The sequence below is a fragment of the bacterium genome (assembly GCA_020444065.1).
Lineage (GTDB): Bacteria > Sumerlaeota > Sumerlaeia > SLMS01 > JAHLLQ01 > JAHLLQ01.
Genome location: JAHLLQ010000006.1, coordinates 1 through 15,175, shown reverse-complemented (window position 1 = coordinate 15,175; position 15,175 = coordinate 1). Strand labels below are relative to the sequence as shown.

Here is a 15,175-nt window from a genome sequence, read left to right as displayed (position 1 = left end):
ATGGCAAAATCGACGATCGAAGGACGCAATGTGCTGGTGCTGGGGGTGGAATCAGCCCCGGGGCGGACGTGCGCACAGCAGTTGTCTCGCGCGCGGTGCCGCGTGTGGCTGGCCGCGCAGAACGAAGCCCGGCTGGATACCCTGGCGGATCAGTTGACCCAGAAGGGCGGCGATGTCACGGAAGTCGTTTTGCCGGCGGATTCGGAGAAGTGGCAGGATGTGTTGCGCACGACGCGCGACATGGCCGGCCATGTGCATCTGGTCGTGAACGCCCTGGCTTTGGTTCATGATGGCGATGCCGAAGCAGCCGCGGCTCTAGCACGCAAGGCGGATCAGGTCTGCTTTGAACTACTGGGTGGCCGTGGGCCGCTCCGCATGTTGACGCTGTGGCCTGTGGCGAACGGCACGTGCGATCCGGTTCATCCCGAGGCATGGCACGGCATCATCGAGCTGGACAATTTCCAGCGTACCGATCCGACGGAAGCCCAACCGGCGCCGATGGATCCGAAGGTGCTGAAGGCCGGAGCCATCGGCGATGCGGTCGTCTTTCTGCTGCAGCTTCCGCCCTCCGCACGCCCTGCGCGACTTCGCCTGGACGCGGTGCCGTCGTCCGAAAAGAAAAAGTAACCGTCAGCCGTCGTAGGCCATGCGCGGAGTCATCCCGAGCAATCGCTGATAAACCGTCAGCGCGCCGCGGTGGTGCGCGACGTGGTCGGCGTTGGCCGAGAAGATGACGATGCGCGGTGCCTCGCCCAGGATCGGGTTCGGGGGCAACGGCGCGAAGATCTCCGCCTCGGTTGCCTTCTCCGCGACTTCCATGAAGCGATCGAAAGCTTCGTTCAACTCCGCCATCGCCTGCGCCAGTGTGACCGGCTTCACCATCTCGGCCATCTCCGCCTCGAAATCCATGTTGAACCCCGCCCCGAATCCCGCCTCGCGGAACCAATCCGTGACGCGCGCGATATGACGAATCTGCTGCGCGACCGTCATCATGTCGTCCGTCGGTTTGAAGTTCTCGTGCTCTTCTTTGAAGTCCTTGAGAACATTCATCAGAAACTGGCGCTGTGGCTGCACAGTCGCGACTGCCTGGGGTGCCATACGAAGGCCTCCTGAAGGGGATGGAGTAAGAATTCTGGGTATTCCCCAACAGGCCGAGGCGCCAAGGTGAATTCTCAGCGTGCGCCGTGCAAGAGGGCTTCGTGCTGTTTCTCTTACATAAGAAACACCCCCGAGAAATCCCGGGGGTGTTGAGGTGTATCGTGGCTTTTGGCCGGATCGATTAGAACTTCTCGATCACCTTGGTGGCGAATTCGGAGGTGCTGACCTTGGTGGCGCCTTCCATCTGGCGCTCGAGGTCGTAGGTCACCGTCTTGGCTTCGATGGCCTGCTCGATGCCATGGATGATCAGGTTGGCAGCTTCGTCCCAGCCGAGGTGCTCGAGCATCATGACAGCGCTGAGGGCAAGCGAGCCGGGGTTGACCATGTCCTTGCCGGCGTACTTCGGTGCGGTGCCGTGGGTCGCTTCGAATACGGCGTACGGATTGCCGATGTTCGCGCCGGGGGCCATGCCGAGGCCGCCGACTTGCGCGGCGCAGGCGTCGCTCAGGTAATCGCCGTTCAGGTTCATCGTAGCGATCACGCTGTACTCGTCCGGGCGCAGAAGAAGCTGCTGGAACATCGCGTCGCAGATGCGGTCCTTCACGAGAATCTTGCCCTCGGGCATCTTGCCGTCGTGCTCGCCCCAGAGTTCGTCTTCGGTCACGATGTGCTCGCGGTATTCCTGCGTAGCAACTTCGTAGCCCCATTCCTTGAAAGCGCCTTCGGTGAACTTCATGATGTTGCCCTTGTGAACCAGGGTCACGCTGGGCTTCTTCTTCGCGATGGCGTATTCGATCGCCATGCGAACGAGACGCTTCGAGCCGCTGATCGAGATCGGCTTGATGCCGATGCCGCTGTCTGCGTTGACTTCCTTGCCGAATTCATCTTTCAGCAGGCCGATCATCTTCTTGGCCTCGGGTGTGCCTTCTTTGAACTCGATGCCCTTGTAGATGTCTTCGGTGTTCTCACGGAAGATCACCACGTCCAGAAGGTCCGGACGGTTGACGGGCGACGGAACGCCGCGGAACCAACGCACCGGGCGCACGCAAGAGTAGAGGTCGAGAATCTGGCGCAGCGCCACGTTCAGGCTGCGGATGCCGCCGCCGACCGGAGTCGTCAGTGGGCCCTTGATTGCGACCAGGTATTCCTTGATGGCCTTGATCGTGTCGTCCGGCAGCCACTCGCCATACTTCTCCTGCGAGGCGTCGCCGGCGTAGATGTCGAACCAGACGATCTTCTTCTTTCCGCCGTATGCCTTCTCGACGGCCGCATCGACGATGCGCGTCATGGCCTTGGAAATGTCGGGGCCGATCCCATCGCCTTCGATGCGGGGGATGATCGGATTGTCGGGGACAGTCAGGTGTCCCTTCGCGTCGGCAGTGATTTTCTCGCCCGTTGTCGGGGGCGTCAGCTTGTCGAATGTCGCCATGATCCTCTTTCCTGTTTTGTTCGGTTTGTGCGCGGAATATCCTCCCCGCTCGGCTCCCTCTCGTCCTCGAAGACGCAAGAGCCTGATGGCCCGGAGGGCCGTCGGTCAAGGAGTCACTTCGGAAGCGGAGCGAGAAAAGTGCCGCCCTGGCGAAGTTGCCGAGTCCATTCCGATCGCTGCATTTTCTACAGCAGATTTACCCAGCGCCAGAGGAGTTCCGCGGCCTTCTTGTGCCCGTCGGTCGGGACACGAAGGGCCTGAGCCTGTTCCCAATAACGCGGGTAGTCGTCGAGGATGCGCTTCACGGTGGCGCCGGTCTTCGCCCCCTCGCGGCACATCAGGCCGAGGCCGAGCTCCTCGATGTGACGAGCGTTTGACCACTGCTCGGCGTGCCGACTGATCGGCACCACAACGGTCGGGATGCGCAGCGCGACGGCTTCGCTGACGGAGCTGAATCCTCCCTGCACGACCAGGACCTTCGCCCGGCGGAGGTGCTCGGTGACATCCAGTGTAAACCCCGGCTGGTTGGTCCCATCGGGGACCTTCTCGAGCTGAGCGCCCAAGACGGTGATCTTCTGCCCCTTCAACGCGCGCAGATCGATGTCCGCGGTCCCGATGCCGGAGCCGCCCGTGAGAACGACGACTTCATCGCCGGGCGACGTGGACGCTTGGATTTCCGGTCGGACGAATGGCGGCACCTGGTGGTACTTGCCGGGCAGGCCCTTCAGCGCGCGCAGAACGGGGCAGAGGACCCGCTGCGGGTAACGGCGCTGCAGCCAGTAGTCGGTCTTCTCAATGAACTGGTAGGAGAATCGACAGTCCCTTGGCACGCCGCCCATGCGGCGGATGCCTTCGACAACCCACGGCGAGTTATTGATCGAGACCAGGCCGAACCCCAACTTCCGAGCCGGACGCAAGCAGTAGAAGTCCGAGTCGGCGACAACCAGATCGGGCTGGTATTCGCGCAGAATGCGCGCGATCTCGCGCATGTTTCCCACAAATCGGGCGGGGAAGTTCAAGTTACTGCGCAGGATGTCGGCGGCGTTGAAATCTCCGCCGGAAGTGTACTCGACAGTTTCCAGCGGGTAGGTACGGAATCGATCTCGGAGGAGCTTCAGGGCGTTTCCCTGCGCCGCCAGGCGAACCTCGCAGTCCCCCATCGCGCGCAACTCCTCGATGATCGCGAGGTTGCGCGTCGTGTTGCCGGCGCCGACGCCGACGATGCAGAAGAGGAATTTCTTCATTGCCTCTCGTTTCGAGTTCCGACTAGTCCGATCGGGCGGAACCGAACGACGTAGTTGAACCCGATCGTGCCTGCTTCGTCAACGCGAAGCCCAGCCTGCCACGCCATTTGTCGAATGCGATCCGGGGGGAAGAGCTGCAACTGCAGGCCGTGGCGCCTGTGGTATCTGCTGTAGAGCCAGCCGGACAGTCCCGCCGCGGGCAACATCGCGACAAGTCGCGACCCGGGAGTGGGGGAGAGGGCACCGGCCATGTGGCGCATGGCGGCCTCCGGATCGCTGCAGAATTCGAGAGCTCCCGCGCAAAGCACAGCGTCGAAGACAGGGCGGGTGAAGGGGCGCTGCAGATCGACGGCAAGCGCGGGGATGGAGAGCCCTTCGGAAACTGCTCGCGCCATGGCCGGTGCGAAGTCCACGGCGAAGACTTTTGCCCCTGCATCGCGCAGCGCTCGCGCGTAGTACCCCGTTCCGCAACCTGCATCAAGCACTCGTTCGCCCGCGCGCGGCCGGAGCAAACGCCAGATCGCTGCGCGCTCGCGCCGACGCCACCAACGCCAGAAGCCCGTGTCGCTGCGGAGCGTGTACTGCTCTGCCTCGGCGTCAAAAAAAGCGCGCGCCTGATCGGTGGAGGATTTCATGTGTTGGCCTAGAGAGAGCTTTGCATCAATTCCACGCGCTTAGTCACCCAAGATTGTGCGCCAGAGTTCCGAAGCGCATTTCCCGGTTCTTCACGAATGAGACCTTGTCGGCGCCGGCCTGCTGGTGCGCTGCATTCTCGATAAAGGTGCGCTTGTGATGGTACGCCCGCACACCACCGCCGAACCAGCGCAGGCGTTCGCAAAGCCACAGTCGATGCACGATCTCGGCGAGTGAATTGTCCTGCTCTGAATACGACAAGACAAAGTGGCGGCCGCGGACGCGTTCGAACAGGCGCAGGACCTCATCGTGGTGAAGCCAGTCCAGCAAACCCAGGCCCGTCACGATGGTGACGTCGTCATCGATTGGGAAATCCAGCACCGAGGCGACTTCGAATCGAACTGCTTCTGAAAGATCGAGATCCTCGGCCATTTTGCGAGCGGCCTCGATGCCGGGACGGGCGAAGTCCACACCGATGGACTGGTCGACGAGGCCGCGACGAGCGGCCTCGATTGCAAACTGTCCGGCGCCACATCCGAGATCCAGGAGCTTGCCGCCGCGGTTGGCGTGCTTCTCGATCACTTGAAGCGCTGTTTCTTTGCGAGCGTCGATGGACGTGCGCAACTTGTCCAACACGCCGCGCCGTTCGGCCTCGTAGGACGATTCGGCCCAGCGCTGGATTTTCTTTTCCCAGTACGATTCGCGAGGATTCGCCGTCATCTGCGAGTTCTCTTGCTCTTCAAAGGTTCTTCGAGCGGAGACATCCACTCGGGCGGCGGAACATCGCGCTTCACTGCCAGCCAGCGATCAATGGACCAGAACCGCACGCCGCGCGCAAGGGCGTCGTCAAGGAACCAGCGGAATGCCGCGGCCAACTCATCGCTCTTGCCGGCGTAATGGGGATGGACCGGCAGAACGCTGAGCGTGCGAACCCGCGTGAACAGCCGGAACAGCCGAAACGCTGTCTTGGGCCGCAGGTGGATCATCTCATAGAGCGGCATCCACTCTCGAAACCAAGTCGGGTGGAGTTCTTCCAACTCGCCCATATTGAGACGGAAGTACAAGCGGCTGGCGTCGAAGGCGAAGCCTTCCTCGTGCAGGATTTCCACCGTGTTGCGATTGAAGCAATGCATCGGCGCGCGGAATCCGCGTGTTGGACGGCCGATGACATCCTCGACGGCGCGTCGAGCGGCCATGATCTCGATTCTCTGGCGCTCTTTTCGCAGTTTGCGCAGATTTGGGTGCGTGTCCGTGTGAGATTCGACCTGGTGCGATTCGGAGATTGAGCGGATCAGATCTGGGAAGGCCCGGGTCGTCTCGCCGACGAAGAACCAGTTGGCCGGCACGCCCGCGCCATCGATCGCTCCGCGGATGCGCTCGATTTGCTCGCGGGTGCCCTCGCAATCGCAGCACAAGATGACATGGTGGCTCGACATCACAGACTGGCCGCTCCCAGGCCGGGCCTTGCCCTGCGGGCAAGATCAGGGCCGTCAGGGTTCCAGCCTCTCCGACCGGACGCAACGATAACCGCCCCCAGTTGAGCGTGCCCTTATCCGTGAGCTCCGTGAAATCCGTACTTTCGGCGAATTTGTCATTGACCCAGCCCGGCCCGATGGCCCACTTCCATAGCCCCGCTTACGGAGAGATGGCCGAGCGGTTTAAGGCGCACGCTTGGAAAGCGTGTATAGGGGCAACTCTATCGGGGGTTCGAATCCCCCTCTCTCCGCCACTAAACCTTTGAAAACAGTACCCTTTGAGTACCCCCGGCCCGTCCGGGGGCTTTGCTTTTATTTCCCCTTTGGACCGGAATTGGACATTGGTGCCCACAGTTTGGGCACCAATTGGGCACCAACTTCCTTGTGCCCTTTCGCCAAGACAGAGTTCTTGCCACGCCAGGACACTCGGAGGGAAGGGGGCGGCCACGGGGGAATGGCAAGGTCACAAGGCGAGCGGTGCTGTGGTCCCTTCCTCAGGTCGACTGGTGGCTTTGAGTCATCAGGATGGCGATTCCCTCCAGGAGTTGGGAAGGACAGGAATCCTCGCCTCGGGCTCCCCATCTGGAGCAGAAGCGTCGAGGGGGGAGGGCAATGCGGAGGCACCCGAACGACTTTCGTCCCCCCGCGGGTGCTTTCCCTCGATATATCCCATGCGAATCGTGAATTAGAGGGGGGTATCGAGAGGACGTTCTTCTTGCCCTTCGATGCGCGGGGATGTGATGACTGGTCCCGTATTCAGAAGGGGAAGAGGAATCCTTTTGGCTGACCTCCCCCCCGACCCCGGTTCCGCCGCCCAGCCACCCTCGACAGGCCCCGAAAACCTAACATACGACCTGGTAGCGTTCTCGGGGGCAGGTCATACGGCTGGGCGCACACACCCGCCTCCGGGTCCCTTTTCAACCGTTGTATGCAGCCGGATGCTGCCCGCGCAATTTGCGGGCATTCTCCCGTGAAGGGTGCCGCCCCATGTCACGCTGCCGGGCTCTTGAGTCTTCCATCCAGGAACTCCCGGGACTCGCGCTGCCCGGCTTTGACGTCTCTACAACCCCATGGTGATCGCCAGGATGATATCGGCGACGTCGATGACGCCATCTCCGTTGAGATCCATCAGGAGGACTTCCTCTGTGGTCACCTCTCGCTCGCCTTCCAGGACTTCGTTGATCGTCGCGGCGGTCACGCCGGTCCCGGCGGTGAACGACCAGGAGAACGGAGTTGCCAGAGCCTGATCTTCGCGGTCGCGCGCCTGTGTGTCAATCGTGCAGGTGTAAGCCTGCAGAGGACGGAACCTGCCGTCGGCCGGGCGAACAACGAGAACATTCGCCGCGGGCCATTCAAACTGCGGAGTGAAGGCCGGTTGGGCCGCAAAGGCGGCTTCGACGGACGGGGCGTCCATTCTCCGGTTGAAGCGGATGCTGACGGGCATGCCGACCGGGACTTCTTCAGATCCTTCTCGGGGGCTTACTTCCACGACCTCAGGTTGCCTTTCGGAGAAGGCGTCGAAGAAGACCTGGCCGGTCGCGATTGCCCCGTCGGTATCGTCGGCGTAGGCAGCGTAGGTGAGAACATGCAGACCGGAGGAGTGGAAGGCGACCTGGCGGCGTGTGGAGATTGTGCTTTCGGCTCCCTCGGTCATGCCGGAAAATGGCTCCGCCCAGCGGGACAGAATGTCTCCGAGATCATCCCGGATTTCGAAGTTGACCGTTCCCTCCTGAACGAGATGAGGGACGGCAGTCACAGACACCGCAAGGTCACAAGTGCCCACGGGAATGGAGGGAGTCGCTGCGACACGGATGACACGCAGTTCGGGGCCGTCGACATCGAAGTAGACTTCTCCGGGGGTTTCCCCCGCTCCGATCAGGTAGTCAACGGTATACCGCCCGGCGGGAACATCGGGGACGGTGAAGGCCCACTCCTGCGTCCCTGCGCTGTCGAACACCATGTCGACATTCGCCTCAAAGGCCGAAAGGCTGGCTGTCGTGGGGGCGTCGGTAACAACCGTCACGGCAACTACTTCTCCGCGCAGGTACGACTCCTCATCCACGGTCACGCGCAACCCGCCGCATGTGCTGAGATTCAGCATATCGATCCAGGCGGAGCGCCCTTGCTGTGGCATCGAGACATCAACGACCACGAGGCCCGATGCGAGAACAGGGATTGCGAACTCTTCATCCACCGCCACGCCGTTCGGCAGGTCCACCAGCCGCGTTTCCTGGAATTCCGGGGCGGTTACCATGATCTCGATCCCGCTCAAATCGGCGGAACTGCTGTCCAGGTGAACGGCCAGCGCCGCTGAGTCGCCACTGGAATAACAGCCCGCATCCAATGCCGCGGAGACTCCGAAAGCCGGACCGGCCACCTCGTACTCGAAAGGCGAGACCAGGCTGTCGACGGAGACAAGCAGGGGATACGTTCCGGCCGGCAGGTCATCGGGAATCTTGAAGGAGAAGTGTGCCGTCCCCGTCTCGCCGCCTTCGAGGAAGAGCTGGCTCTCGCCCCGGAACACACCTTTTGCGTCATGGCACAGGTCCGCCGAATCGGGGAAGTCGGAGAGGTTTTCGATCTGGAGGGTGACCGTCACGGCGTCCCCGCCTGAGATGTCGGAATCCCCCGGCTCGAGTGTCCACTCGGGTGCTCCCACAAGTTGCATGCTGGCACCGCCGGCCCGGAGGAGGGCGCTGCCGCTGGCGTAAGGAGATTGCCAGAACAGCTCGGTCACCGGCTCCCGCAGTGTCACAGCGACTTTGCCGGCTACCTGCTCAGCGGCATCCACGAAATGCTCCAAAACAGTGGATTCGTCCAGTGTAGAGAACGTGATGGGGACGGAGGCACCCAACGCGCCAGCGTTCGTTATCATGTAGGGAACGGTGACGTTGCCTAGCGGATAGACCTCGTCGGCCGTCACATCGATGGTAACCGCGGGCCCCAGGGTGACAGGATAGCTGGCCGAGCCCCGCAAGCCGCTCGAGAGAACAATTCTGACGGAATCGTCGGCCGTAACCCAGGCTGAGATATTGTGCGTCTGGCTTTCCTTCGGAGCCAGCGCGACATCGGCCCAACGTGAGCCGGCCGCCGTGGAGACAGTCAGCCGCCCAGAAGCGGGGGAATTCCTCAGGTTGGTCAATGTCACAGGGACGTCGAAGGGCTCGCACGTGACCCGTTCTGGGACAACTGCCTGGATCTGCACGGCGGCACTTACCACATTGATGGGCGATTCGGCGTGATACGGACCAAAGTCCAGGGTCGCCGTGAACGACGAGGAGGAGGTTTCAAAGGGATACTCGAAGGACAAGGTCTCCGAGGGTCCCAGTTCGAGGGACTGCTCGAAGAAGACGTCTCCATCCTCTTTCGCAAGGACCAGTTGATCGTTGAGAGGCTGGTCTGTCTGATTGGCGACAAGGCACCGGAGCTGGCCGAGTTCTCCACTGGAGTAGTTCGCCCGATCCGCCAGGACGGCGACGGCGACAGCGTCGTCCGTCACGCTGAAGGAACTGGATCCGCTAGCCAGCACTTGACCGAAACGGTTGCTCAACGAGGCCACCAGGGTTCCTTCGTACGGGTAGCTGACCGGCGGGGCAATGGTCTGTCCGGCAGTCCCCGAGAGGCCGCGCGCGATGTCGGGCACGACACTGTCGCGATGGATGGAGCCGCCGGTCCAACCAATCCCCCAGGCGGAGTTGAGGCCGAAATAAACGTGCGAATCCATCGCACGGATGCAGGTAACCAGTGACGGAGGAGAAGGCGCGAAACTGCTGATCACATCGCCGGAGTCATCAATGACAAAACCTCGCTGAAGCAGATCCCACAGGTACAGCAAGCCATCGGACCCGACATCGAGGCCGTACACGTAGGTGAAACTCCCAGCTTCAGCGACGACCGAGCCATCCATGTTGCGGAGCGTCACGTCATCGTCCCAGGCGAGCCAGACACGTCCCTGGGGATCGACCGCCATACCGTCCACGTTGGTCAGCCTCTGCTCGGATCCGGCGACGTAGAAAGAGCTGAGCTCGTTCCCCTCCGGATCCATCTTCACAACACGGCCATCAGTATTGAAGTAGACATACAGGTTCCCGGAACCGTCCATGTCAAGGAACTCGGGCGTCTCGGGGAAGGGGGTACCTTCGCCGGGAAGAGTCTGGACGAGCGCCCCATTGGCATCGAAGACGCGCAGGTACTGGTTATAGACACCACCATCGATGGCATAGATGATGTCTCCTTCGCCAACGATGAGGTCTTGAGGGGAGAAGTTCCCGAGCGCGGGCTCGGCCTGCGGGACGACAAAGGGTGAAAGTCCGGATGCCGGGTCGTACATCCACACGGAGTAGGATCCTGGATCGGCAATCACAAGGCGGCCGTCAGAGAGGCGATCGATCCCCGCCGGTCGAGAGTAGGAACGGATCGTCCACTCGGTGTAACCTTCGAAAGCGAGAACGTTAATCCGCGCACCATAGATATTCAGGGCTTCCAAAGCCACAAAGCGCGCGGGGTTTGTGCGATCCTGGGCGAGGTCGCGCCCCTTCGTCACATAGACTCCATAGGTTCCGTCCGGCACGCCATCCGTTGTGAAGAAGTAGATCTCCTCGGAGTTGGGACCGCTGTAGTCGTCCTCCGTCAACACGGCAACACGTCCATTCGGGACGAAATTCGGATCAAACGCGACGCCAACGGGCGCGAGTTCTCCGACGTCATAGGAAGCCAGAAGGACGCCATCAGTCCCGAGGCGGACGACCCGGTGGTTCCCCGGATCGACGACGAAGAAGGACCCCTCGGAATCCGCGACAACATGTGTGGGGCTGAGGAACTGGCCATCGCTCGACCCGTAGCTGCCGGCCTGGGACAGGAATGTGCCCGCGGAATCGTACAACTCCACATAGGAAGTTCCGGCCCGAGATCCCGAGTCATCCTCGTGGCGCAGCACATACACGTTGTCATTGGGGCCGACATCCATCGAGACACGAGGGAGTCCCTCTGAATCACGCACCATCCAATCCGAAACCAGAACCGGTGAAGGATCCAGGTCCCACGTTTCGATGCGTCCAGCCGGTCCGTCGAGGAAAAGGAGTTGGCCGGTGCTGTCGAACGCCACATCGCCATACTCAACCGGATCTGCCCCGGTGCGTATATCCCCCCAAGTGGCCTGGGTGGCGCCGGTGAAGTGGTGAATCATCTTGAGGCCCATTTCGGGGCCATACACCGCGATGATACCCCCGGTCGATGTCGCGATCCGGGTGGCGTCGCTCCGGAAACTTCCGGTCTCTCCCTTGATGGTCAGCGCGTTGTTGCCTTCGAGAATCTGGAATTCGACCATCGCGTCCGGGAGTAGATCGGATGTGAGGCCAAATTCGGAGGAGAGGCTGAGATTGTCGGTTGTCGCGTAGACTTTCCGGTCGGTGTCGGCGGTGATCCAGGCCGTGGTTCCCTGGATCTCCAGGGGGAGCCTCTGCAGGCGGGGGGATTCTCCCGGCTCCGAGACGGCGGCGGCCATCGCGTAGGCTCCTCCGCGCAGGTCGACAAACGTGTCGACAGCGACAGTGGCGGATTCGCCCGGTGCCAGGGAAACCGTCCCGGAGGTTTCCGAGATGTCTTTGAAGCCATCCTTGAGCGTGAGGGCATACTCCCAACCGGTAGAATAGGCGCCTCCGTAGTTGGTTAGAAGTACCTGCACTGGATCGCCAGCCAGAACGGAACCGGTGTTAAGCTCGGCAACGATAGCCGCCGCGGGGACGAAGAGTGTGAGATCGACAGCCTGGGGATCCTGTCCCGAGGCGTCCGCGGTGAGTGTCACGGTATGCTCGCCGGAAGCCGTAGCCGGGGGGAAGGGAACGTCGAAGCTGACTTCGGCCACTCCGGGCGAGCCCAGCATGAAGGGTTCTGTTTGATCGAAGGCGACACTGGGAACTTCCAGCCGCAAGGTCCCGGTCTGGCCACCGGGGGCGAAGGTCTCGAAGCTTGCAGTGAACTCCTTGGTACTGCCGGCGGCGGTCGTCCAGATGTTGTCGGCCGGGCGCAGACCGGCGACGCCGGGGCGCAGCAGCAGCAGGACCGAGGCACCGCCAGCGGCTCCTTCGAACTGGCCCTGACACGTGGCGCGATACGGTCCGAAGGGGGCATCGTTCGGGAAAGAATACTCTACGAGGTGGGCAAAGGAACTCGGCTGGGGAGAGGTACCAAAACTCTCCTGGTGGAGTACTTCCCCGCCCGGGCCTGTGAGAGTGAAGTCAAACGCCCAGACATCCTGGTCGGACTCGAAGTAGTCCTTCTGAATGAGGCACTCGAAGGCGACCGTCGCCCCCGCAGCGGGCGTGTCCCCGCCGGGAACGACTTCCACCGACGCGCGCGGTTCCGGTTCATTGACCCAGATGCCTCGCCAGACTCTGGCGATGGCGGAATGCTCCGGGGAGCTGTACACGGTCCCATAGGCTCGGAACGCGTCGCTCGGCCGCCCGCTCATCTCCAGCTGGAAGACCTCAGCGGCTGACCCCCCAGCAGGGACGGTGACCCCGGGACGCACTTCGGATTGCTGGCCGAAATAGCCGGGAAATGTCAGTTCGACGACCTGATCCTGAGCCGACTGGTTATAGACCGTCATGGTGACGTCAGCCACTTCGTCAGGCGCGTATGTCTGGCGATCGGAGGTCAGCAGCGCGGTGATCTCGGGGATTTGCGTGGCGCCGCTGTTCATCGGGAACTGCCGGACCGCCGCAAAGACGGCGGCGCTGATCTGCGGGACCGTCAAGTCTCCGGCAAGCAAGTCCGCGTCGATTTCATAGATGCCGGGAGTATCCGGAGCCACGACGTCGATGTTCACCTGCGTCGTCTCCCCCGGCAGAACGAGGACCTCCCTGATGATCGGCTCGCCCGTCTGCATCCCGGAGGAATCGACAACCCGGAAGGTAGCCTGAGTTCCCACTTCGAGCGTGTAGTTGGTGACAGTGACCGGCAAGTTGATGGGGAGGCCGGCTCCTACAAGTGGCATCTCCGTCCCCGCCCAAAGACCCCAATGACTGATGTGGCGCAGCAGGTTCGCGTCGTCGCGCCCGATGGCGGATCGGACGCCGCCCCAGTCCGCGTAGCTCGTCGTGAGCAGAACGTGCCCCTCCCCGTGATCGTAGACCAGAACCATCGGCACGGGATTACGCGTCCGATAGAGGACGGGAGTCATGTGGTCCGGCCAGGACGAGAAGTAGCCATCCACCTTGAAATCGGGAGTCACAGTGTGTTGCCCGGCCAGGATCGGGTGGCTCTGGGTAATGACGGCGGAATTGTGGACACAGGTCTGGTCTTCCTGCCAGCCGGCGGCCTGCAATCCCGCAGTGCCCGGGGCAGCGAGGTACTGGTCGCCGGTCGCCTGGCAGAAGACGGCCAGGGTCCCGCCGGCACTCACATAGTCGTCCAGGGCCTGGCGGAAGAACTCGGCGTTGTCCAGTCCCGAGAAGCCGCCCGAAGGCACGATCAGAACGGAGTAGTTCTCCGCCTCCGCCGCAATATCCTGGGGGCGGACCAAAGTAACAGGGACTCTCTGGGCGGCAAGGATTCCTGCCATATCGCGGAAGTACCCGTTGGCGAGAACCGCGATGCGGGGTGTCCGCCGCATCATGTCCACCGTGTCCTGAATGGATCCCGCCAGACCGCCCGGGGCGACGAGTCCGGCATGATCCAGGCAGAAGAGTCGCCAGGGGTCGAAGAAGAGCCGGGCGTCATTTACATTCCCGATGAGGAAGGGGAACTCGTCACTCGCCCATTGGTCCGCCAGGAGTGTGTCCTGCCGCCAGCGAGCCGTTCGCACCCAGGAGGCGATCACTCGGGCCTCGGGTACGCCGGCGCGGTGGCCGGAGGCAAGAGAGCCACGAGCGGCATCCACGTTGTCATCGGGAGTGTCGCGGTTCGTGGGAGGGCGATCATGCTCCTGGGGGAGCCAGTTGATGTCTCCCCCGCTTCCACCGGGAGGAGCGGGTGTTGTGTCGTCCGACGGAGGATCGTCGCCGCCGGTTTTTCCGTCGGTTCCATCATCCCCCGGGGGGCAATCCTCACAGGGAGGAGGGGGCATTTCCCAGGGCGACAGGGGCCGCGTCATGGGTTCGCCGCTATACACGTAAGCTCGGTTGTGGGCGACCTCGGGGGCCAGGACTTCCGGGTAGCCCGTGGCCCACGGATCGAACACGTAGCCCTCATCAGTGCCATCGGCGCCTTTAGGATAGACTTTCACGCTCTGATGCGTTGCCCAGGCGGGTTCCAGTCCCGTGAAGCTGACGCTTTCTGGTTTGTTGGTGAAGTCCCACTGCAGATTGCGGACTGGTTGCGAAACCAGGTCCGCGTAGTCGTCCGGAACGTAGGAGGCGCCGGGCGGCGGTTCGGGCGGGTAGTAGGTCTCCAGAAACGTCTCGCGGGCCAGCTTGAGATCACTCTCGACACGCTCGGCCGTCTCCGCGCAGCTGCCCCAGATTTTGGACTCTCCGACTTCCTCCCCGTAAAGAACCGCATCCACAGAAGCGGAAGAAGACCATGCCGCGTCGCGCAACCACCCCGGCACATCGGACAGGCCATCATCGGCATAGCCGGTCGAGGTGAAGTGGTAGTTGCTTTCCCACTTCGGATCACTCTCATAAACGTTCATCAGCCAGTAGAGTTCGACCTGCTCTTTGTCATGGTCGGACATGCGGTGGAACTCATCAAAGGAGGGCCACTGTTCGTTGGCGTCCTGGGCAGGGTTCGTCCAGTCATCCGGCTGAGCGACTCCCCCCGCGGCAACCATCAGAATGGAGACGCAGATGAATAGGAATGAAGAACAGCGACGTGATAGAAACATGATGGCCCCTCCTCAAGGATGCCTCAACAGATCGGCGCACCCGCCGAGTCGTGGGCGGCACCTCGCGTCTCATCCCTCACATTCTGAACAAGACGCCTGGAAACTTGAAACGAACACGCGATTAGGTCAAAACAGCGATGAGTGCTCAAGGAAAAACAGGGGAGAGCAGGCACATTTGCGCTGTCCGCCTCGAAAGCGGGTGTGCCGGCAACGGTACCGGGGGTTCGAATCCCTCCTCCACCGCCATTATCACCCTGAGAATAAAGCCCTTCGAGTGCCCCCGGCCAGTCCGGGGGTGATGCTCTCCCCTTTTCTGTACCAGCGGGGATGTTAGCCCTTCGCGGTTTTGATGCTCTCCCCTTTTCTGTACCAGCGGGGATGTTAGCTTTTCGCGGTTTTGGGCCGACCAGGGATGTGCCCGAGCCGGCCGACTTCCGCCGGGGCATGGTTCCCGAGGGAACCATGCGGCCGC

General features: G+C 62.1%; 8 protein-coding genes and 1 tRNA gene. 2 read left to right on the top strand and 7 right to left on the bottom strand.

Features of this window, described 5'->3' with window-relative positions; translation table 11 throughout:
* Entirely contained in the window at positions 1-627 is a 627-nt protein-coding gene (locus tag KQI84_14495) for a hypothetical protein (protein ID MCB2156083.1), read from the top strand.
* Between the two features lie 3 nt (positions 628-630).
* Here KQI84_14495 and KQI84_14490 read toward each other — a convergent pair whose 3' ends face one another.
* The 6 genes from KQI84_14490 to KQI84_14465 all read right to left on the bottom strand — a co-directional run bounded on the left by KQI84_14490 (position 631) and on the right by KQI84_14465 (position 5,840).
* The gene (locus KQI84_14490; GenBank protein MCB2156082.1) at positions 631-1,098 is read right to left on the bottom strand and encodes a DinB family protein; all 468 of its coding nucleotides are present in this window, start codon (positions 1,096-1,098) and stop codon (positions 631-633) included.
* Positions 1,099-1,279: 181 nt separating this feature from the next.
* Positions 1,280-2,527, bottom strand: coding sequence for an isocitrate dehydrogenase (NADP(+)) (icd, locus tag KQI84_14485; GenBank protein MCB2156081.1), 1,248 nt, complete (start codon positions 2,525-2,527; stop codon positions 1,280-1,282).
* Between the two features lie 185 nt (positions 2,528-2,712).
* Positions 2,713-3,771, bottom strand: coding sequence for a hypothetical protein (locus KQI84_14480; protein ID MCB2156080.1), 1,059 nt, complete (start codon positions 3,769-3,771; stop codon positions 2,713-2,715).
* Positions 3,768-4,406: a class I SAM-dependent methyltransferase gene (locus KQI84_14475; GenBank protein MCB2156079.1), complete on the bottom strand. Its 639-nt coding sequence runs from the start codon at positions 4,404-4,406 to the stop codon at positions 3,768-3,770. The genes KQI84_14480 and KQI84_14475 overlap by 4 nt, the downstream gene beginning before the upstream one ends.
* Before the next feature lie 43 nt (positions 4,407-4,449).
* Entirely contained in the window at positions 4,450-5,124 is a 675-nt protein-coding gene (locus KQI84_14470) for a class I SAM-dependent methyltransferase (GenBank protein ID MCB2156078.1), read from the bottom strand.
* Positions 5,121-5,840, bottom strand: coding sequence for a polysaccharide deacetylase family protein (locus KQI84_14465; protein ID MCB2156077.1), 720 nt, complete (start codon positions 5,838-5,840; stop codon positions 5,121-5,123). Before KQI84_14465 ends, KQI84_14470 begins: the two co-directional genes overlap by 4 nt.
* 203 nt (positions 5,841-6,043) lie before the next feature.
* On the opposite strand from KQI84_14465, the gene KQI84_14460 reads away from it, so the two are divergent.
* A tRNA-Ser gene (locus KQI84_14460) sits at positions 6,044-6,133 on the top strand.
* Between the two features lie 806 nt (positions 6,134-6,939).
* Here the strand turns inward: KQI84_14460 and KQI84_14455 are convergent.
* On the bottom strand, positions 6,940-14,703 hold the full coding sequence (locus KQI84_14455) for an Ig-like domain-containing protein (protein MCB2156076.1): 7,764 nt from the start codon (positions 14,701-14,703) through the stop codon (positions 6,940-6,942).
* Positions 14,704-15,175: the final 472 nt, after the last annotated feature.